The 21,122-nt window shown below is 45.4% G+C and carries 19 protein-coding genes and 1 other RNA gene (1 of these 20 running past the window's edge); 8 read left to right on the forward strand and 12 right to left on the reverse strand.

The genetic code is table 11. From position 1 onward, the window contains the following. The 8 genes from OW255_RS20025 to tadA all read right to left on the reverse strand — a co-directional run. Nucleotides 1–694: the 5' portion of a Cof-type HAD-IIB family hydrolase gene (locus OW255_RS20025; RefSeq protein WP_024838040.1), read on the reverse strand. 140 nt of this gene lie to the left of the window's left edge; 694 of the gene's 834 nt are visible here — the first part of the coding sequence; the start codon lies at nt 692–694; the stop codon falls past the left edge of the window. Nucleotides 695–706: 12 nt separating this feature from the next. Next, nucleotides 707–3,310 (reverse strand): tetratricopeptide repeat protein, encoded by a 2,604-nt coding sequence (locus OW255_RS20030; RefSeq protein WP_268115130.1) that lies wholly within the window; start codon nt 3,308–3,310, stop codon nt 707–709. Between the two features lie 29 nt (nt 3,311–3,339). Continuing rightward, nucleotides 3,340–3,936: a recombination mediator RecR gene (gene recR / locus OW255_RS20035; RefSeq protein WP_024838038.1), complete on the reverse strand. Its 597-nt coding sequence runs from the start codon at nt 3,934–3,936 to the stop codon at nt 3,340–3,342. A gap of 2 nt (nt 3,937–3,938) precedes the next feature. After that, complete coding sequence (locus OW255_RS20040; protein ID WP_024838037.1) at nt 3,939–4,292, reverse strand: YbaB/EbfC family nucleoid-associated protein; 354 nt, start codon at nt 4,290–4,292, stop codon at nt 3,939–3,941. A gap of 30 nt (nt 4,293–4,322) precedes the next feature. Then, entirely contained in the window at nt 4,323–5,888 is a 1,566-nt protein-coding gene (gene dnaX / locus OW255_RS20045) for a DNA polymerase III subunit gamma/tau (protein ID WP_268115131.1), read from the reverse strand. 13 nt (nt 5,889–5,901) lie between these two features. Further along, complete coding sequence (locus OW255_RS20050; RefSeq protein ID WP_268115132.1) at nt 5,902–6,981, reverse strand: 6-phosphofructokinase; 1,080 nt, start codon at nt 6,979–6,981, stop codon at nt 5,902–5,904. Between the two features lie 216 nt (nt 6,982–7,197). Further along, an RNA gene (gene ffs / locus OW255_RS20055) (signal recognition particle sRNA large type) lies at nt 7,198–7,459 on the reverse strand. Nucleotides 7,460–7,527: 68 nt separating this feature from the next. Continuing rightward, nucleotides 7,528–8,016: a tRNA adenosine(34) deaminase TadA gene (tadA, locus tag OW255_RS20060; protein WP_268115133.1), complete on the reverse strand. Its 489-nt coding sequence runs from the start codon at nt 8,014–8,016 to the stop codon at nt 7,528–7,530. 69 nt (nt 8,017–8,085) lie between these two features. On the opposite strand from tadA, the gene OW255_RS20065 reads away from it, so the two are divergent. After that, entirely contained in the window at nt 8,086–8,781 is a 696-nt protein-coding gene (locus OW255_RS20065) for an anaerobic ribonucleoside-triphosphate reductase activating protein (protein WP_268116642.1), read from the forward strand. A 22-nt stretch (nt 8,782–8,803) separates the two neighbouring features. Here OW255_RS20065 and OW255_RS20070 read toward each other — a convergent pair whose 3' ends face one another. Continuing rightward, nucleotides 8,804–10,765, reverse strand: coding sequence for a DUF6128 domain-containing protein (locus OW255_RS20070; RefSeq protein ID WP_268115134.1), 1,962 nt, complete (start codon nt 10,763–10,765; stop codon nt 8,804–8,806). A 118-nt stretch (nt 10,766–10,883) separates the two neighbouring features. Here OW255_RS20070 and nagB point away from each other — a divergent pair, with 118 nt between their 5' ends. From nagB to OW255_RS20105, 7 genes are all read left to right on the forward strand, one after another. Then, nucleotides 10,884–11,609: a glucosamine-6-phosphate deaminase gene (nagB, locus tag OW255_RS20075; protein ID WP_268115135.1), complete on the forward strand. Its 726-nt coding sequence runs from the start codon at nt 10,884–10,886 to the stop codon at nt 11,607–11,609. 374 nt (nt 11,610–11,983) lie between these two features. Next, nucleotides 11,984–12,787: a hypothetical protein gene (locus tag OW255_RS20080; protein WP_268115136.1), complete on the forward strand. Its 804-nt coding sequence runs from the start codon at nt 11,984–11,986 to the stop codon at nt 12,785–12,787. Then, nucleotides 12,780–13,637 carry an ABC-2 family transporter protein gene (locus OW255_RS20085; RefSeq protein WP_268115137.1) on the forward strand — a complete coding sequence of 286 codons (858 nt, stop codon included), beginning with the start codon at nt 12,780–12,782 and terminating at the stop codon, nt 13,635–13,637. The genes OW255_RS20080 and OW255_RS20085 overlap by 8 nt, the downstream gene beginning before the upstream one ends. Then, complete coding sequence (locus tag OW255_RS20090; RefSeq protein WP_268115138.1) at nt 13,591–14,601, forward strand: ABC transporter ATP-binding protein; 1,011 nt, start codon at nt 13,591–13,593, stop codon at nt 14,599–14,601. The genes OW255_RS20085 and OW255_RS20090 overlap by 47 nt, the downstream gene beginning before the upstream one ends. Nucleotides 14,602–14,664: 63 nt before the next feature. Further along, a complete protein-coding gene (locus OW255_RS20095; RefSeq protein ID WP_024838027.1) occupies nt 14,665–15,069 on the forward strand; it encodes a bacteriohemerythrin in 405 nt (134 codons plus the stop codon). Nucleotides 15,070–15,238: 169 nt separating this feature from the next. Further along, on the forward strand, nt 15,239–15,658 hold the full coding sequence (locus OW255_RS20100; protein WP_035317730.1) for an HIT family protein: 420 nt from the start codon (nt 15,239–15,241) through the stop codon (nt 15,656–15,658). A gap of 37 nt (nt 15,659–15,695) precedes the next feature. After that, nucleotides 15,696–16,247 carry a TIGR01440 family protein gene (locus OW255_RS20105; protein WP_024838025.1) on the forward strand — a complete coding sequence of 184 codons (552 nt, stop codon included), beginning with the start codon at nt 15,696–15,698 and terminating at the stop codon, nt 16,245–16,247. 117 nt (nt 16,248–16,364) lie between these two features. On the opposite strand, the gene OW255_RS20110 is transcribed toward OW255_RS20105, so the two are convergent. The 3 genes from OW255_RS20110 to rsmA all read right to left on the reverse strand — a co-directional run bounded on the left by OW255_RS20110 (nt 16,365) and on the right by rsmA (nt 21,107). After that, on the reverse strand, nt 16,365–18,032 hold the full coding sequence (locus OW255_RS20110) for a peptide ABC transporter substrate-binding protein (protein WP_268115139.1): 1,668 nt from the start codon (nt 18,030–18,032) through the stop codon (nt 16,365–16,367). Between the two features lie 204 nt (nt 18,033–18,236). After that, complete coding sequence (locus OW255_RS20115; protein ID WP_024838023.1) at nt 18,237–19,946, reverse strand: oleate hydratase; 1,710 nt, start codon at nt 19,944–19,946, stop codon at nt 18,237–18,239. 288 nt (nt 19,947–20,234) lie between these two features. Continuing rightward, nucleotides 20,235–21,107: a 16S rRNA (adenine(1518)-N(6)/adenine(1519)-N(6))-dimethyltransferase RsmA gene (gene rsmA / locus OW255_RS20120; protein ID WP_024838022.1), complete on the reverse strand. Its 873-nt coding sequence runs from the start codon at nt 21,105–21,107 to the stop codon at nt 20,235–20,237. Nucleotides 21,108–21,122: the final 15 nt, after the last annotated feature.

Raw genomic sequence — 21,122 nt, forward strand, 5'->3', positions numbered from 1 at the left:
TCATCGTAAAATCATTTTCACCGTCACCAATTGCCATGGTCTGAGCCCTGTCGATTCCTAAAAGGTCTGCTAGGCGGTGAATGGCTTCCCCTTTTGATGCGCCAAGGGCATTGATCTCCAGATTGTTTGGAATGGAGGAGGTGACCAGAATATCAGCCTGCTTATTTAACTCAGCTCTTAATCTGGCCCGGCCTTCCATGTCAGGGAAGAACAGATTGATTTTTTCTACTGGCTTACGAATGTTTCTTACATAGTCTATGATACTGGGATGGAGGTCCCTGGTTTTTTTGACCAGATCCTGCAATGCATCTGTCAGGCAATAGTCAGATAGATTCTCAAAGAATTTAGGTTCTGTGATACCTCTTCCTTCTATATAAGGATCATACATGACGGGATAGTTGTCTACGAACTTTAAAAGCTCCATCGCTTTTTCCCATGTCAGCATTCTGGTATCCAGCACAGTATTTTCCTTTAAGTCATGTATGACTGCACCATTGGTTGCTATGGCATACCGGATACCGTCTATATCTTTTATCTCAGATGGTATGCCGTCTGCGGTCCGACCAGTGCAGGGAACTACTAATATTCCATTTTGAATACATTCAGTAAGTGCCTTACGGTTCTCTTTTGAAAGCTGCTTTTTACTGTTCAGTAATGTTCCGTCCAAATCTAGTGCAATAAGCTTAATGTCCAATTTTATACTCCATTAATATATGAAATGTTCTTCTTTTAAAACCAGAAGTCCGTCTTTATCGTACTTGGAAGAAAAGAGGTTTTTGATCCGTTTTCCAAAGGATGGCTTTTCTGCCCGGTCTGCGGCTTCCTCTATGAGACTCTCTGCTGATGTTCTACTTAATGAGATACCGTCTTCTTCCATGATTTCTATTCGCTCATATAGGGCAAGCATGCTCTTGCCTGTAATGCTGCAATCAATCTCATTGGCATAACGACAGGCATATTGGGCAAATTCATCAATGTCCATTTCTTCATCAGACACGTAGGAAGCTGCTTCCTCCCGCACGGTCTGGCTTACTTCCTGGCTGTATGGCTCATTGTGAGAATCCTTTTTATTTCTGGAGAAAAGCTTTTTACGAGGAGCGGGGTTTTCTTCTACGGGTTCCTGGGGTTCATACGCTTCATCTGGAAGATAATTGTTTTCTTCCTCATAGCTGTAATCTTCCTGATATTCTTCCTCATAATCTCCCTGAGACTGGTAGGAAGCCTGGTCCTGGTAATTGGACTCCTGATAATCGGTCTCCTGATTAGAGGTATTGCCGAAACGCTTCTTTTCTCTATAGGGCATTTCCGTCTGAGGATGTGGAGCAGCCTGGTAGTCCGTAAGCTGTTCCCTTAAAATCTCCGGCTGGGAGACAGGACGTTTTGACGGGGATACAGGATCAACCTCTCCGCTTCCAATGCATTCGAACTTACTGGCAAGAGCGGGGTGTTCCCTATGTAAGGTCTCCATCTGCTTTGGATTGTCAATAAGGACTACGATCATTCCGCTTGTATCCTGGCTCATGATATGGTTCAGCTCATTTAAGGCTTCGAGAGTAAGGTCTCCGGCTTCCTCAATTACAAGGTCTTTTCCAGCAAGCTTCTCTGCGCAGGCTAATACTCCACGCTTGGATAATTTGGAACCGGTGATTTTTGCTACCGGATTGTTGACACCATTTTCCTTATGAATCTGCTTTAAGGCTTCCACTGCCATGGAAAGTCCTTTTTCAGGAGTTCTTGCCTCTATCATAAGATGATTCCGTACCGGAATATCATCTGGTTCATCTTCTTCTTCCTCTTCATAGAGGTCCTCAAACTGAAGGTGGTCCGCGGAAGCGGAGTGGAGCTCTTCCTGAACTGGTTCAAAAAAGCTATGGTTTGAGTTTTCTATTTCTGAGGCGTATGAATCATAGGCTGGCTCAGCCTGGGGGAAATATTCTTCCTCTTCTTCTGCGGTTATGGCAGACTGCTCACCTTCGAACTCCCCGTTTTCGTAAACGTCAATATTTTCCTGATAATTGCCGTCCTCTTGATGATAGTCGGATTCTTCCATGGCGTATTGGGACATATCAGGCTCTTCTTTTTCATACTGAAGATTGTTATATTCCTCTGCAGCGTACTGGGAGTTCCCGGGGTCCTCTTCGCCATACTGGTAGATGCCAGGTTCCTCGGAGAGGTACTGAGCATTCTCAGGCTCTTCTTCCTCATACTGATAGGCACCAGATTCTTCTGTATCAAACTGGGGCATCTGAGAATCTTCCTCAGTATCGAAGCGGGAAATTGTTGGTTCTTCCATGCTGTATGGGGAAATCTCGGAAACATTAAGGGATGGGTCTGTAAAATCTTCTTCGATAACAGGCTCCGAATGGGTTTCCATGCCTTTCGGTCTTTTTACAGAGGTCATGGGACGTCCGACTCTTCGGATGTCTTCTAAGACTCTTGTATGCTCCAGTTTTGTCTCGGGCTGAAGCACCGGTTCATCGTAGGAAATCTTTGATAATTCTCTTGCAAGACTCTCCTGGACAGCGGCTTCCTCTATGGACGCTTCCAGATTAGAGACCATGGGAGTTTCCTGGTAGAGAAATTCAGGCTCCTCTTTCGGAGCTGGTTCTTCATCGTAATATTCTTCCTCTGGCTCTGCATCTTCTGTGGGCATGCCATTTCCATATCTTTGTTCTACGGCACGAAGTCTTGCTTCGTACTTGTCCCTGTTTTCTACAAGGTCCATCTGATAATGGGTGAGAGGGGCATATTTTATCTTAAGGTCCATGGCCTTATCCACGTATTTACCAAGGCCGAACATGAGCATGATACGGTCGCAGGTTTCCACACAGCGATCGGGCATGCCAGCCAGGCTGTATAATTCCGCCAGCTCATAAAGCCATTTCTCGTCAAGCTCTACACTTGTGTAGGACTCCAGGGAATGGATGAGCTGCTGAGCCGGTGCACCTTTTGATTTTAAGATCATGTAACGCAAAAGCTGCTGCCTTGGGTCCTCGGAGGCAAGATCACCGAACTCTTTGTAATAAGCTTCGGCTTCTTCGATGTTGCCTTCCTTGATGGCCAGCTCAGCCAGCTTATATAACAGGCGCTTTCCAATGGGAGCGCGCTCGTAAGCCTGCAGAAGAATGTCCTTGGCTTCCTGATATTCTTTATTTTTCTCATAGACCATGGCTACCATGGACAGTAGATTGGTGTTGCGCACTCTTCTCCAGTCGATCGTATCGGCTATCTTCATAGCCGTCTCATAGTCGTTTTTGCCGACCAGTTTTTTAATCTGTTCAACCTTTATATTAAACTCGTACTTATCCATTCTTTGCATCTCCTAACAAGGCAAATGAGTTACAGTTCGACCCTGCCTTCCAGGGCCCGTAACAATGTTACCTCATCTATGTACTCTAAGTCTCCTCCAACGGGTACTCCGCTGGCTATACGGGTAACTCTGATTCCTGTCGGTTTGATCAGCTTGCTGATATACATGGCTGTTGTCTCGCCTTCAAGACTGGAATTGGTAGCAATGATCACCTCTTCCACGTCTCCCTGCAGTCTCTGCATCAATTCCTTCAGCTTTATGTCTCCAGGTCCGATTCCAAGCATTGGGGAAATGGCTCCGTGAAGGACATGGTAAACGCCTTCAAACTTTCCGGTTTTTTCATAGGCAGCTAAGTCTCTTGTATCTTCCACTACCATGATCACCTTATGACTGCGCTTCTCGCTCATACAGATGGGACATCGTTCCTTGTCCGTCAGGGTAAAGCATTCCTTGCAGTAATGTACATTGCGTTTTGCTTCTGTAATGGATGAAGCAAGGCCTGCCACTTGTTCCTCCGGCATATTGATGATGTGAAATGCCAGACGCTGTGCGGATTTACTGCCAATGCCCGGTAGCTTTGACAGCTCTTCGATTAACTTCGTTATCTGACTGCTATAGTAATCCATAATTAGAACGGAAAGCCTCCGCCTAAACCGCCAAGCCCTCCGGTAAGCTTAGCCATGGCAGAACTGTTCTCTTCCTCCATCTCACGGAAGGCTTCGTTGGTAGCTGCCATAATCAGGTCCTCTAACATCTCGATATCCTCAGGATCAACAACTTCCTGAGACAGCTTTACTGATGTTACTTCTTTTTTTCCGGAAACAGTAACGCTTACGGCTCCGCCGCCTGCTTTCGCGGTGTATTCCTTTTCCTCAAGGGCCTTTGTCGTCTCTTCCATCTGACGCTGCATCTTCTGTGCCTGCTTCATTAAATTGTTCATATTGCCAGGCATTGCGCCTGGAAAACCGCCACGTTTTGCCATGGGATCTGTCCTCCTGATTTTCCTGTTCTATTATTCTTCTATTGTAATATCCATTAATATGTTTGTCTTTAGTTCTTCGTCGCTGACGTAAATGGTATCCAGGCGTTCGCCTCCGCCGCGAATTCTTGTCTTAAAGTCGATGGACTTTTTGTAATGGTCTTCTACATACCCTTTTAACTCTGAGATCACAGCTTCTCTGCTTCCGATCATGTAACTGTTCTGATCATCAAAAACGATGCAAAGACAGCTTTCTCCGGCTGGTTCCACCACTGTTTCCCGGAAGCTGGCCCTGTTGGGGCCTCCTAATTCCCGGGTAATCTTTCCCCATTCGCTTCGGATCAGATTTAAGTCTTCCAGCTGTCCTTTCGGAAGTGAGACACGCTCTGCTGGAGTCATCTCCTCTTTAAGAGGTACATCTTTTTGCACAGCGGCTACCGTTACGCCCTGCTCTAACTGCTTTTCTATGGACTTGATTCTCTCAATGAGGGAGTCTAAGTTTTCTTCCATCTGGGGACGGGTCAGCTTTATGAGTGCGACCTCAATGAGTACCCGTTTCTGGGAGGCATAGCGAAGCTGATTGGATAGATCTGAAAATACACGGATATACCGCAGCAAGGTTTCCTGATCGATCCGGTTACTGTCCTCTTTTAGGATGTTCTGGTTTTCTGTTGACATATCAAGCAGGTTATCTGTATCATCAACAGATTTTAAAATGAGAAGATTTCTCATATACCAGATAAAGTCTACCACAAACTGACCAAGCTCTCTACCCTGTATTACCATTTCCTCTAAAGTAGAGATGCAATCCTTTGTCCGGTTCTCTGTGATGGCACGGAACAAGGTTCCGAAAACAGTGATATCCACAGCACCAAGGACATCCAGAACATTGTCGTAGGTAAGTACCTCTCCATAGTGAAAGGCAATGCACTGGTCTAACAGGCTTAAGGCATCTCTTAGAGCGCCGTCAGCCGCTTTTGCGATATAAGTAATGGCTTTGTCTTCCACCTGTATTTGTTCAGCGGCAGTAAGGGCCTTTAAATGGTCTGAAATGGTCTCCACCGTAATGCGCTTAAAATCATATCTCTGACAGCGGGACATTACGGTTACGGGAATCTTATGCACCTCAGTGGTGGCTAAGATGAATATCACGTAGGAGGGCGGCTCTTCCAGAGTCTTTAACAGTGCATTAAAGGCTCCTGTAGAAAGCATATGAACCTCATCGATGATATAAACCCGGTATTTGCCTTCTGTGGGAGGATACTGAACCTGGTCTCTGATCTCCCTGATGTTCTCAACGCCATTGTTGGAAGCGGCATCGATCTCTACTACGTTAAGGGAAGCACCGGCTGCAATGTTTTTGCAGGTTGGGCATTCTCCGCAGGGACTTCCATCCTCCGGGTGCTCACAGTTGACTGCCTTTGCAAAAATCTTTGCAATACTTGTTTTACCGGTTCCTCTGGTTCCGCAAAACAGATATGCATGCCCGATACGCCCGGAAACTATCTGGTTTTTTAATGTTTGTACGATATGGTCCTGTCCCTTTACATCTGTAAAAGACGGTGGGCGCCATTTCCGATACAATGCCGTATATGACATGCTGATTGACTCCTTATTCGTCCCCAAAGCTAATGCCTATCATCTTGGCTTCCCTGACGATAGAGCATTGAGGATCGACTGTTTTTAATTTTCCGGCAACACCAGAAAGCGGCATCTTAACGATATCATTGTTTTGCACCGCTACCATATTGCCGTATTCCTTGTTCTTAATAAGCAGGGCCGCTTCTGCTCCAAGCCTGGTGGAAAGCACACGGTCAAAGGGACATGGATCTCCGCCCCTTTGCATGTGGCCTGGCACAGTGACCCGTACCTCCTGGCCTGTCCGCTCCGTGATCATGGCTCCGATCTCGTAAGCAACTGATGGATAAACGACTCCGCTCTTTTTTTTCTCTTTCAGCTCTTTTTTACTGAGAGCTGCATTCTCTTTTGAAATGGCACCCTCGGCAACGGCAATGATGGAAAACTTTTTGCCGTTTTTCGTGCGGGTCTTTAAGGCCTCGATTACAACATCAAGATCATAGGGAATCTCCGGAAGGAGTATGATATCAGCTCCTCCTGCGATGCCGGCATAAAGAGTCAGCCAGCCTACCTTATGGCCCATGACCTCTACAATAAAGACTCTTCCGTGGGATGCGGCTGTAGTATGAATGCAGTCAATGGCATTGGTTGCCACGTTCATCGCACTCTCGAAACCAAAGGTCATATCCGTTCCCCATAAATCATTATCTATGGTTTTGGGGAGGGAAACTACGTTAAGCCCTTCTTCCCTGAGAAGATTGGCTGTCTTTTGGCTTCCGTTGCCTCCTAATACCACGAGGCATTCTAATTTCAATTTTTTATAGGTGTGCTTCATGGCCTCCACCTTATCAAGGCCATTGGCATCAGGGGTACGCATCAGTTTAAATGGCTGCCTTGAAGTGCCTAGAATGGTTCCGCCTTTTGTTAATATCCCGGAAAATTCTTCAGGTCTCATAATACGGTAATCGGTATAAATAAGGCCTTTGTAACCATCTTCAAAGCCTATGATCTCTATATCGTCGAACATCCGGTAAAGTGCTTTTGCCACGCCGCGCATGGTTGCGTTTAAGCTCTGGCAGTCTCCTCCGCTCGTCAGCATTCCAATTCTCATCATGAAAGCACACCCCTTCTTTGATTAGATTTGTCTTAGGGAAATAGGTACTATTATACCCATTTTATTCTCAATTATAATACAAAGGGGAATGGCGGGCAAGGGAAAACTTCATTATATAAGAAAAATAAGAATTTTGTAAAAATGAACTCCGGGAATTGTAAAAGACACCGCAAAACATAATATGTTTCCGGCGTCTGATGAATTTTATATTTAAATCCGTGCGTCTCACTTTGAACCGCTATCACAGGCGTTACCCTGATAGTTAACTCAGTCCAGGCACCCTCACGGCACACAGTAACATTCATTTAGTGCTGCTGCATTCCTGCCCTGACACGGTTCACGAAGTACTGTTGCGTAAGACCCAAACGTCATCGCCACTTTTCAGGGGCAGCCCTGCAATAGACAGCCCGAGGTGAGACATCACCCCTGCTAGAGCGGATTGCAGGTACAGGGCACCGCTATCTCCCCGGCTGCACGGAAGCTTTATGACATTTTAGTATATAACCGGAGTTAAGTATACATGGAAACATGGGGATTGTCAAGGATTTACAGGGGATTTGCCTCTTCCAGTTTCTGTTTTTTCTTTTCCCTCAGTTCCCGAAAAAAGTTTTTCATCATTTGGGAGCATTCGTCTAAAAGAACTCCGATTTCTGTCTCCACCTGATGGTTGAACCGTTCCTCATGAAGCATGTCCAAAATCGAGCCTGCGCAGCCTGCCTTGGGGTTCATACAGCCGATGACGACTCTTGGGATTCTGGCCTGGACGATGGCTCCGGCACACATGGGGCAGGGCTCTAAGGTCACGTACATGGTGCAGCCTTCTAATCTCCAGTCTCCCATGTATTTACATGCTTTTTTGATGGCATTGATCTCCGCGTGGGACAGAACATTCTGATCTATGGTACGGCGGTTATAGCCCCGGGCTATGATTTTATCTTCATAGACGATGACACAGCCAATGGGTACCTCGCCGATGTCACGTGCTTTTTTCGCCTGTAAGAGAGCAGCTCTCATATATTTTTCATCACTGGTCATGGTAATTCCTCTTTGCATTTTATTATGGTATAATGAAAGTATAACATGAAACAAAGGAATGGTGAAGCTATGAAACTTTGCGGACTTCAAAAAACTACGCTTCTTGACTATCCTGGCCATGTAGCCGCTACGATATTCCTTGGCGGCTGCAATTTCTTATGTCCTTTCTGCCATAACAGTCAGTTGATAAAAGGGGATGTGACGCCATCATTTTCAGAGAATGAGATGATGGAATTTCTTGAAAAACGAAAGGGGATATTGGAAGGAATCTGCATTACAGGCGGAGAGCCTACCTTGAATGGAGATTTAGAAGCTTTGATTGAAAAAATTAAGGATTTAGGTTATCTTGTGAAGCTGGATACCAACGGGTATCGGCCTGAGGTCTTAAAAGGGCTGGTTTCTCTGGGGCTTCTTGATTACGTTGCCATGGATATTAAGGCGGGGAAAGATAATTATCCAAAGGCCTCCGGTATTGCCGGAATCCGCATGGAGAAGGTAGAAGAAAGCGCTTCTTTTTTAATGGAAAAGCATGTCCCTTTTGAGTTTCGTACTACGGTGGTAAAAGGCATACATACTCAGAAGGACTTCGACGACATTGGAGCATGGCTTATGGGGCCCTCCCTTTTTTACCTTCAAAATTATGTGGAGTCTGAGGATGTTTTATGCCCCGGATATGAATCATTTACCAGAGAGGAATTGGAAGCTTTTCTCGGGAGCTTAAAACCATTTCTGCCAAATGCATCACTTCGGGGCGTTGAACTATAAGAACTGCACACAAGGGGGCTGATTAGCCCCCTATTTTTACATCTGTGTACCAGAAACCAAACCTTCCGTCTTCCACTGGCTGCTCTTTTGACAGAACAAAGTTAGGGAAGCCAAACATAGAAGCCATATACCGTTCATTGCTGTAATAATGACCTGGAACTCCTAAAAGATAACGTGGCATTCCATTTTCATTGAAAAGCTTTGCCAGAATTAAGTAACGGTAATTATAATATCCGTGGAGCAGGAAGCTGTTGTTTCCATACACCCAGGCGTCTCTTGGCAACAGGCCGATGTCCTGGGGCTTGATGGTTAAGATCTCACAGCCTTCTTCATAGTCAAAGGCAAGAATTCTGGTATGTTCCCGTCTCATTCTATCCCATACAATATCATGAGGACTTTCTTCCTGACCTTCATTCCTTAAAAGCCGCTCTAAATCAGCCGGATTGCCAAGCTTTGGAGCGTCCGGGTGCTGCACTGGTTCCTCTTTTAGCGGCGCATCGACCCGGTAAAGCAGGGTTCTGCCAGGGGAAGGAGAGTCTTCGTAGGATATGGCCTCGGCAGGTACTGCTTCTGCTTCCATCTGACCAGTATTATTTTCATAAGCCAAGGTATCAAATGTATCCTGGCTTTCCTCATCCGGGTCGCTCCACTCCTGGGAAACGGGGCCGGTAGCTCCGGTACGGTTTGCCTGAGGCACGCCAGGGGTCGGACCTGTGGAAGATGGCGGCTGCTGCCACCAGCCTGGAATCGGGCCAGTTGTTACGGGACGGGAGCCCGGAACCGGACCTGTACTAAAGGGAGAGGATTCTCCATCCCAGCCAACGGTGGGACCTGTTATTGTGGGACCTGGAGGCGTAGGGCCTGTGGTCCGCGGACCGGTCCCTGGAATCGGGCCTATGAATACTGGATTCGTAACCGGTACTGGTCCTGTAGGGATGGGACGGGTTATTGTCATTGGACCTGTTAAAGTTGGAATTGGCTCATTTACAGGCATTGGAGAAGGTCCTGTCGCACCTGCGGTTGGACCGGTCATTCCTCGATTTGGACCAGTCATTCCCTGAGTTGGGCCGGTCATTCCTCGATTCGGGCCAGTCATTCCTTGAGTTGGGCCAGTCATTCCTCGGGTGGGGCCAGTCATTCCCTGGGTCGGCCCGGTCATTCCTCGATTCGGGCCAGTCATTCCCTGGGTCGGCCCGGTCATTCCTCGATTCGGGCCAGTCATTCCCTGGGTCGGCCCGGTCATTCCTTGGGCGGGGCCGGTCATTCCTCGGGCGGGGCCGGTCATTCCAGGCATACCACCTTGCTGCTGAGCATCCAACATGGACTCTGAATCCCCAACTATGTAGCCTTCGTTATTTTGCATTTCCAAAGAGTCAGCTCCGGAGTCATTTTCCAGAGCATCCTTTATTGCATCACTTTCCAGAGAGGCAACCAGGTTCTCCTCCCCTACTGCATCCTCAGCCTGCTGCTGGGATGTGTCTTTATTTTCTGATGTTTCACTGGACTGCAGTGGAAACTCTTCTTCTATCTCCCGTACAGCCTTTTTTATCTGCTCTTCTGAAATTGCGGGCCGGTCGTCATTTTGATTGGCCGGAGATGCTTTTTTTAATTCCACTTCTGCCGCATGGGATACTGCATCCTCCCATATGGTCGTATAGGAACGCCATGTATTTTTTACGTCGTGGATGGTCAGTCCGAAGCACTGATCCACGGCAATACCGGAATGCTCAATATCACTTGCTGATACTGCCGCTCTGAATTCACCAGAACCACCTCGAATGAAAATATTACCGAGGTAGATTTCCTGCTCTCCGGCTAATAAGTACACCCCTATATCATTGCCACCCACATATACCCGTTTCACACTTACCGTAATCTTGCATTGGATTCCTCTCGTCTCTATCTTGGCAAATCCGATGTTTTTTCCTTTGACTCCGCCTTCATAGGCGTAAATATATGAGATTAGTCTTCGATAGTTAGACATGCCACCACTCCTTTATAATTATTTTATGCAAAATGCCATTGCATGTATGACATAAAAATGTTATCCTGTTGAAAGAATAAAATAAAAATTTTTTCCAATCTTACGGAGGAATAAAAAAATGAAGCTTTATCGCGCCAAAGATTATTACGATATGAGCCGCAAAGCTGCCAATATTATCTCAGCTCAGGTAATCATGAAACCAAACTGTGTGCTGGGTCTGGCAACGGGTTCCACACCGGTTGGTATCTACAAACAGCTGATTGAATGGTACAATAAGGGGGATCTGGACTTTTCCAGAGTCAAGACTGCGAATCTTGATGAATACAAAGGACTTACCAAAGACAATGACCAGAGTTATTATTACTTTATGCGTGAAAACCTTTTTCGCCACGTAAATATTAACGAAGCGAATACCAATATTCCAGATGGCACAGAGACAGACGCGATCAAGGAAGCCGCCCGATATGAGGAAGCCATTAAGGAACTGGGCGGCATTGACTTACAGCTCTTAGGACTGGGACACAATGGTCACATCGGTTTTAATGAACCTTCTAACATCTTCCCAAAGGATACTCATATTGTCGATCTTCAGGAGAGCACCATTGAGGCCAACAAACGCTTTTTCGATTCCATTGACCAGGTTCCAAGACAGGCTTATACCATGGGGATCGGCACCATCATGAGTGCTAAAAAGATTCTTCTAGTTGTCAGCGGGGAGGATAAAGCACAGATTCTTCACGATGTCATCAAAGGCCCGGTAAGCCCAAGTGTTCCTGCTTCGATTCTGCAGCTTCATCCAGACGTGATCATCGTAGCCGATGAGGCAGCGTTATCTAAATTTTAGCCCTGTCTTTCTTGACTTATAGACAGCTGAATGATATGATACTTTAAATTCTTTTAAAAGGAGGTGAGACAAAATGAACCATATTTCCATCGAATTCACTACATTATGGCAAAATATTCAATTCATTACTGTGATTTTCTGTAATTTCGCACTGTCCGTGTATAAGTGCGCCCATTTTTACGAAAATCCCAGCGTCTCACCTCAGATTTTGTCTGACATCCGGTAATTAATTTTGCTGATGAATGACTGATTTTCTGCCCGGACGCCATAGGTGCCGGGTTTTTTTGTGGGTTTTTCGAGAAATAAGAGTACATAACGGACTTCAACTTGTTTAAATACCGCTTATTTAACTGCAAAATGGAGGAATCTCATTCATGAATCAGAAAAAAAATATTCTTTCCGGCTATGGCTCCCTTCTAAAGGCCATACGCTCTACCATGTTTATTTGTACCAAACAAATTTTTGACGGCGGCTTTCTGTTCGTAGCAGGAGGCTATATGATTCAGGCCGTCCAGTTTGTCATGCTGATTTTTATCTGGAAGTCCTTAAATCAGGGGGAGGAGCTACTTACCTATACCTTGATGGCTACCATACTGCACCAGGAGCTAAATATCATTTCCCCCGCCACATCTTCTCTTTGGGAGGGCTCGGTCATCGGTCGTTTTTTAAGGCCCATGCCGGTGGAGGCAAGCTTTATTGCGGAAACGATCGGAAAATGGTGGATACCTAATTTCCTGTTTTTCGGACTGCCCCTGTGGCTTTTGGCGCCATTTATTGGCATCAGCCCTTGGCCTGCTTCCCTGCACCATGGGATACTGGCTTTTATCAGCCTCCTATTGGCTGCTTCTCTTGGCTTTGCCATTGACCTTATTTTCGCTTCTTTTGCCATGCATTTAAAAAATGGCTGCTTTGCCGCTTTGGCCATAAGAGAAGCTATATTTGCTCTGCTCTCCGGGGAGATGATTCCCTTTACCCTGTTTCCCAAGGCAGTGGGAACCATCTTTTCCCTTATGCCTCTTGGTTCCATTGGCCATGGGCCGCTTACCATATATACAGGGCTTGCAGATAATCCGGGTTTCGTTTTGGGGCTTCAGGTTTTTTGGAATCTTACTATCTGGACCGGGGCAATTTTATTTTTCAGAAAAAGCAAAGAAAGGATGATTTCTTTTGGTGGATAATTTAAAAACGGTTTTACGTCTGTATCGACGATACGCTGTCATGGATCTTCTTTGGCTCCTTCGGGATACCAGATATTTTTTCATACAGGTTTTATCGGATGGGATCAGCGGTGGCTGCACCGTCGCCGGTGTCTATCTCCTGTCCTTAAACTTTGAGCATTTCGCAGGAATGGGGCGAAATGAAATATTATTTATGATGGGGTACGCCCTGTTTGTGGAAGGAATCTTTAATCTGTTCTTTATCGGCAACAATTCTGGATTTATCAGCCGGGTCGTGGGCAGAGGTCAGCTTGATCACATAATGATTCAGCCAGTGCCTCTTTGGGCAGAGCTTTTGACCCAGGGATTTTGCCCATTTTCCGGTTCACCCCTCTTTTTCATGGGAGCCGGGCTTTCTTTATACGGTGCTTTCAAGGTTGGAATTACGATGTATGGAACCTGGCTTTTATTATTTCTTCTATACGGCATTTGCTCCTGCCTGCTGATTATGGCATTTCTTTATATCCTCTCTTCCATGGCCTTTTATGCGCCAGCGGCTGCGGAGGAAATTTCCATGGTGGGGAAAGATATGTTTTCTTCTCTTAAAACATATCCCCTGGGAAATATGAACCCAGTGGTAAAAAGACTATTCTTAACCGTTCTTCCCATCGGGCTAACCGCCTGGTTTCCCTCCCTCTTACTTTTAGAGGCAGGGGCAGGAGGCGTGGCCTCACTTCGACTTTTGCCGGCACTCTATCTTCCGGCAGCAACGGCAGTTTTTTCACTGCTTGCTTTATTTTTATTCAGGAAAGGAATGAAACATTATGAACGATATGGTTCTCCAAGGTACTCCGGCTTTGGTTTTAGATAACGTAACAAAAACATATTCTCAATGGCAAAGAAGCGGGAAAGCAAAGGATATTATTAAAAATCTTCTAAAGCCTGAAAAAAAGGTGGTCACAGCCTTAGATCAGGTCTCCCTGACCATAGGACAGGGGGAATTTGTGGCTTATGCCGGGGCAAATGGCGCCGGTAAAAGTACCACCATAAAAATATTATCCGGCATACTTACACCAACAAGCGGTCAGGTGACTGTACTGGGCTTAAGTCCTTTAAAGGACCGGATTGCTCTTATGAACCGGGTGGGAGTTCTTTTTGGACAGCGGACAGAATTGTGGTGGGACCACCCGGTCATTACAAGCTTCCAGTGGAAAAAGGATGTCTGGAATATTCCCGATGAGGTTTACGAGAGAAATCTTCAAATGGCTACAGAGCTTTTGGATCTGTCTGATATCCTGAAAACGTTTGCCAGGGAGCTGAGTCTGGGCCAGCGGATGCGGGCAGATATTGCCATGCTTCTTTTGCATGGGCCTGACCTTATTTTTCTCGATGAACCTACGTTGGGGCTTGATGTTCTAGCCAAGCAGCAGATGATCGGCTTCTTAAAGAGACTGAACAAGGAGCAGGGGACTACGGTAGTCGTTACCAGCCACGACATGGATGACTTAGAGGAAATGGCCCAGCGGGTGGTTCTGTTAAACAAGGGTAACATTGCCTTTGATGGGGATTTTAACGAGCTTAGAGATGTGATGGGCGGCTTCTACCGGATCTTAATTACCACTCAGCCCGGAATGCCTCCCCTCTCTCTTTTGGATATGAAGCTTTTAAAGTCTGAGAACGATGTTCATGAGTATGAATTCGACCGGACGAAGCTTCCGATTCATGAGGTTTTGGGAAATCTGTCTAAATTCAGCCAGATTCGTGATGTGGAGATTAAAAAGGCTCCCATTGAAGATGTAGTCGCCAATCTCTATTTAAGCTGGAAGGAAAAATAGTAGTTGGATTTTCCTGGGAAATAGTGTAGAATATCAATAAAAAATGGGAAACGGAGACGAATTATGGCATATACATTTACGAAAGATTTAGAGACTGGAAACCAGTTAATCGACAACGAGCACCGTCAGCTGATTGATGCAATCAATAACCTTTTAACCGCATGTTCCACCGGAAAGGGACGTACGGAGCTTGCTAACACTACAAAGTTCTTACAGGACTATACAGCCAAGCATTTCAGCGATGAGGAAAAGCTGCAGCTTCAGAGCCAGTATCCTGACTATGCTAACCACAAGCGCTATCACGAGGATTTTAAGAAAGTGGTTGCCGGCATCTGCCAGAAGCTTGAAAAGGACGGCCCTACCATCTCACTGGTTGGAGAAGTCAACAGCGCCATTGCTGGATGGCTGATCAATCACATTAAAAAAGAAGATGTTAAGGTTGCTAACCATTTAAAAAGCAAAGCTTAATACATACTTTTTGTAAAACAGCAGATTCCATTGGGCTACCCATTGGAATCTGCTGTTTTTTATATTTATAATAATTTTTTTCCTCTTCTCTTTTAATCCTCATTGCTTTTTGATAGAATAGAATTTATGTATAAACTACTACACACTCTCAGAAAGAAGGTACATGATTATGAAGGATCCAAACTGCGCATACTGCATGAAGGGCGATCTGGTTGCAAAATTCGGTTACCCCATTTGTGAAATGGAAACAGGTTTTTTATATTTATTTAAGGAGCAGAGCAAAAAGGGCAGAGTCATTCTGGCCTATAAGGATCATGTCAGTGAAATGATCGATATCAGCGACGAAGAAAGAAATGCATTCTTTGGAGAGGTCTCCAAGGTCGCAAAAGCCATTCATAAGGTATTCCACCCGGATAAAGTCAACTACGGGGCTTATGGAGACACCGGCTGCCACCTCCATATGCACATCGTTCCCAAGTATAACGGGGGAGATGAATGGGGCGGTACCTTTACTATGAACCCGGACAAGGTCTATCTTACTGATAAGGAATATGAGGAAATGGCTGAGGCTATCCGGGAAGCATTATAGGCACAGCTGCGCTCCGTCTGAAAGAAAGGGTCATACCATGTTAGAAGAAATCAGAAACCAGGCTCTAAAGGCTGCAAAGGAGCTTTTGGAAGCCGCACATTTAAAAAAGGGTGACTTAGTGGTGATCGGATGCTCATCCAGTGAAATCGCCAATCATCAGATCGGCTCTCATTCCAGTGAAGAGATTGGAAAAGAAGTCTTTACGGCAATCCATCAGGTGTTCTCTGACCAAGGGATTTATGTGGCTGCTCAGTGCTGCGAGCATTTAAACCGAGCCTTAATTCTGGAGGAAGAGGCGGCTGAACGTTATGGCTACGAACCAGTGAATGTACTTCCTCAGCTTAAGGCAGGAGGTTCTCTTGCAACTGCAGCCTATCATACGTTTTCTCACCCTGTGGCTGTGGAATGGATCAGGGCTCATGCTGGACTTGATATTGGAGATACTCTGATTGGCATGCATTTGCGCGCCGTTGCAGTTCCTGTACGAATCGATACCAAATACATCGGCTCTGCACGTGTGATTGCCGCACGTACCAGAGCCAAGTACATCGGTGGAGTGCGTGCCTGTTATGACGATACCATTGGATAAGGTTACGCATTAAAATCATATGGAGTAAGAAAAAATACGCCTTGGTGCGGAAGCTTTTAAAAGTTCCGATCAAAGCGTATTTTTTACTCTTTATTTAAGAATCATTGATTGGTTTTATTATTTGGTCGCGTACATAAAGAACCAGTATCCATATGGAGAGTGCCAGGTTCCCTTAATGTCTGTATTCTGCATATAATAATCATTTGCATATACAAGCGGGGAAACGGCTGCATCTTCCATAATGATCTTCTCTGCTAAATGAAGCTTCTCATAATGCTCTGCCTTATCCGCAGTATCTCTGGCCTGATTTAAAGCAGCATCGAATTCCGGGTTGTTATACTTACCATCATTGTTTCCGCTTTCAGAAGAAAGAACGTTCAGCATATTAGATGGGTCATCGTAATCGTATACCCAGCCGCCACGGCAGATCTGGAAGTCACCGGCACGACGGGTTGGGGTGAAGGTGGACCATTCTACGATCTTAATATCCATCTTTACACCAAGCTCGCTCCATGCGTTCTGTAAATACTCTGCAACTGCCTTGTTGTAACCTGCATCGTTTGTCATGTATTCAATCACTGGGAAGCCATCACCGTTCGGATATCCTGCTTCTGCTAAAAGTGCTTTAGCTTTCTTTACATCTTCTTCATGATTTTCGATATCAAAGAAATCTCCGCCGTTGAGTTTACGGGTCTCTTCTTCAAATGAGGAACCGTCTTCCTTGTCAGAAATTCCAGGTCCTACAAAGTTAGCTGCTGGAGAAGCTGTTTCCATCATCAGCGTATTTGCAATGTAAGCACGGTCTACGGCAAGGCTTAATGCGCGGCGTACTTTCACATTATCAAAAGGTGCCTTCTGAGTGTTGAAAATAGTATAAGAAGTAGCCATACGTGGTTCAATGTGGAACTCAGGGTTGCCCTTTAAGCTTGGAATCTCTTCTGTAGGTACATCACGGATCATCTGGATTTCTCCGGTACGATATGCGCTGTAAGCTGCGTTAGAGTCTTCCATCAGTACAAATTTGATGGTGTTAACGGTAACTTTATCTGCATTCCAGTAGTTTTCATTTTTTGCAAATGTGATGTGTGAACCGGGAACCCATTCGATCATCTTTAAAGGTCCGTTGGAAATATAGGAATCAGGGCTTAAAGACCACTGGTCACCCTTAGCTTCTACTACATCTTTTTTTACTGGTACCATACTTGCATGGGTAACAATTTTATCAAAATAAACGCATGGAGCGGAAAGCTCTACGACAAAGGTCTTAGGATCTGGTGCGGAAACACCAAGTGAATCAAGATTTCCTTTTGCGGCATCTTCGTATCCTTTTACCATGGAAAGCATGTCTGCTGCATATGGTGCTGCAGTCATTGGATCTGCCAGGTGCTTAAAGGAATATACAAAATCATCAGCCGTAAGGTCAGAACCGTCGCTCCACTTTAAACCTTCTCTTAAATGGAAGGTATAAGTGAGACCATCATCACTTACGTCAAATTTTTCTGCCTGTCCGGGAATGATGTTATTCTTCTCATCAACCGTCATCAGGGTCTCGAATGCGTGCAGAATCATGTTTGCACCATCCATGGAAGAGTTTAATGCCGGATCAATTGTTTCCGGATCTGGTCCGATCTGTACAGCCAGATCGAGGCCGCCAGCTGTGGTTCCTGCTGCTTCTGTGCCTTGGGTATTGTTGTTCTGGGCGCCGGATTTACCGGAACCGCCACATGCTGTTAAAACAACACTGGAAGCAAGAACAGCCGCTAATACGAGTGCCGTTTTCTTCATATTTCTTTCCTCCAAATTCTTTATCTTACGTCCGTCAATCGCAGACAACGCAGTTATTAGCATATCATAGAAAATAACTCTTTGCAACGAGGTAATTATGCCATTTCTCCTTTGTATAGTAGAGTGTTACCGTGATAACGTATAAAAGGGCCAGGCATCTTCCGAAGAAAAATGTCTGGCCCACGAGGACACATTGATTGATAATTAACGATATGATGTTTTTAACGCTTTTAAAAGGACCTTAGGATCATTGAAATAAGGCGTAACAGGACATACTTTTTTCTTTATCCCCATAAGGGTATAAACTGCCATTCTGGCGGCTCGAACCGAGTATTCTTCGGTAAATACCATATCATCAGGAATCTCTACGAACTGACTGACCATGGCAAAGTTTGTGGAGCCTTTGGGGACTACATTAGGACGGTCCGCCATCTTTCTTGGCTGGAACTGAGCATCCACATAAGGCATCATACATGGAATTACATTAACTACGTCATGAAGCAGCTCGTCTTTTTTATCTTCCATATGAAGGTGATGAAGAAGTTCGATAAACATCTCTTCTCCGGTACAGTCCTTCATTGGTTTTTTCACGAAATTGCCTTCCTCACTGGTATAAAGGCCGTAACCCCAGAAAATAGTCTGATCCATGGGCTGGTTTGTAAAATGGGGCTGAGCTGCCACTACAATGCTTAAGAGCCAGTTGGAATCCTTAAAGGTCATAAGCGCACCGCTTCCCGGAACATTGCCGGAGTACCGCTCTATCATTTTAAGAAGCTTATTTCCTTTGCTTGTCACGGTAAAGCTTTCCCAGTTCGTCTCATGAACATCTCCAAAGAAGGGATATGGATTTCCAAGTCCCTGCTTCTTAACCGCTACCTTGCTCCACAGCTCCCCTGAAATTGGGCGAAGTACGGGCTCTGGGGCTGGCGTGTGAAGATCTCCCAGAGTGGCACTGTCGGTCATGCAGGCATTTGTCATAATGCAGATATCCCGATCGGAGAGCTCCACGGTTCGTTCTATGCCATAATCTTTTAGGTGAAGGGCTTTTACCGTAATTCCTTCCCCTTGTGCGAACTCAATATCCTTAACAACACAATTTTCTGCAAATACCACGCCCTGCTTTCTTAAATATAATTCTAAGGGGCGGATTACGCTGTCATATTGGTTGTATGGAGTCCTTGTTACGCCTTCTAAGGTATCAATTCTTGAAAATTCCAGAATCATTCGTCTCATATAGCGGCGGAATTCAAAAAGGCTGCTCCATTTCTGGAATGCAAAGGTAGTCTGCCACATATACCAGAAATTCGTAGTGAAGAAATGAGGCATGTCAGCAAACCATTCTTCTATGGTCATGTCATCAAGCTTTTCTTCTGGCGTGTTCATGAGACGAAACAATGCCAATCGTTCTTTTTGGGTAAAGCCCATGGATTTCACATCCAGGATGTTACCTTCTTTATCAATGAGTCTGGCTTTTGCATTTGTTGGGTGGGCGTGGTCGAAATTTAAGATATCATCTGTCACACTGCGACCGGGGTTCTCCAGGGAGGGAATCGTACGAAACAGCTCCCAGAAGTTCTCATACGTTTCTTCATTGAGCATACGGCCGCCCCGGCAGACAAAGCCTTTTTCCGGCGTTCCGATTCCGTCATTGCTTCCACCTAATATGTGCATACCTTCATAGATGGTAATCTGGTTTCCCGGCATGCTGCAGTCCCTGATGAGATAGGCAGCACCTGCAAGGCTCCCCAGGCCGCCTCCTATAAAGTAGGCTTTTTTATTTTCTGCCTGGGGGGTTTCCTCTTTCTGGCCCTTTTTGCTTTTGTAATAATCGTATGTCTTTTTGGCGGCTATGCCGGTGGCGGCTGCGGCTGCACCTAAGACAAGCATTTTCCCAATTTTCTTTTTTTGTTTCATATGCATCACTCCATTCTATAGCTTATTCACTTCATTGCGTTTCTATTATCATACTTCATTTTTACTCCATCATACATAGGGTTTTTTAATTCCTTGTTACACTAGAAAGAGTCTGACTTGTCAGACTCTGGCGCTGACGCGCGTCACTTTAGTGACATCTTCCTCTTAGGCGTCATGTGCATCCTGCAGGTCGTGCTTTTTGTTATATAGGGGAGTTCGTAGAACTTTCCTATATAATAAAAACGGCACCATGCTAATGGTGCCGAAGGTCAGGCTTTTTACGCCTTTTTATATCTGTTTCATTTGAGTAAAGCAGTTACTTAAACCTGCAAATTCTTTTAATGTTAAGGTTTCTCCACGAACGGATGGGGAAAGTCCCATTTGTTCTATGGCCTCTATGATCTGTTCCTTGGTAAAGGAGACCTCAGGGGAATTGTTTAATCCATTTTGAAGGGTCTTTCTTCTCTGGTTAAAGGAAGCGCGGATGAGGCGGAACATGAGATCCGGCTCCATTACCTCTACAGGAGAAGTTTTATGTCTTGTAAGACGAATCACCGCAGAACCCACTCCCGGACGGGGCATAAAGCAGTTTGGCGGAACATTGGCAACGATATATGGCTCTGCATAATACTGGACTGCAAGGGATAGGGCGCCGTAGTCCTTAGACCCTGGGCCGACCTGCATCCGGTCTGCGACTTCCTTTTGAACCATTACGGTTATATTGTCAATGGGGACGCCGCCTTCAAAGAGTCCCATAATAATGGGGGTGGTAATATAGTAAGGAAGATTTGCCACTACCTTAATGGGGCGTCCTCCGTTATAGTCCTGGGCGATTTTATTTATGTCAACCTTAAGGATATCATCGTGTATGACTGTCACATTATCATAATCTGCAAGGGTCTCTTTCAGAATGGGGATTAAATTGGAATCGATTTCTACGGCAACCACATGGCCCGCATTCTCTGCCAAATACTGTGTCATGGTTCCGATTCCCGGTCCGATTTCTAACACGCAGTCTTCCTTTGTTACTCCTGCCGCAAGTATGATCTTATCCAGTACATGGGTGTCAATTAAAAAATTCTGTCCAAACTTTTTCTGGAACATGAATTCGTATTTTTGAATGATCTCAATCGTTTTTTGGGGATTTCCCAGTGTTGCCATTCTTGTCCTCCGCTT

Origin of the sequence: Lacrimispora xylanolytica (assembly GCF_026723765.1) — a bacterium.
Classification (GTDB): domain Bacteria; phylum Bacillota; class Clostridia; order Lachnospirales; family Lachnospiraceae; genus Lacrimispora; species Lacrimispora xylanolytica.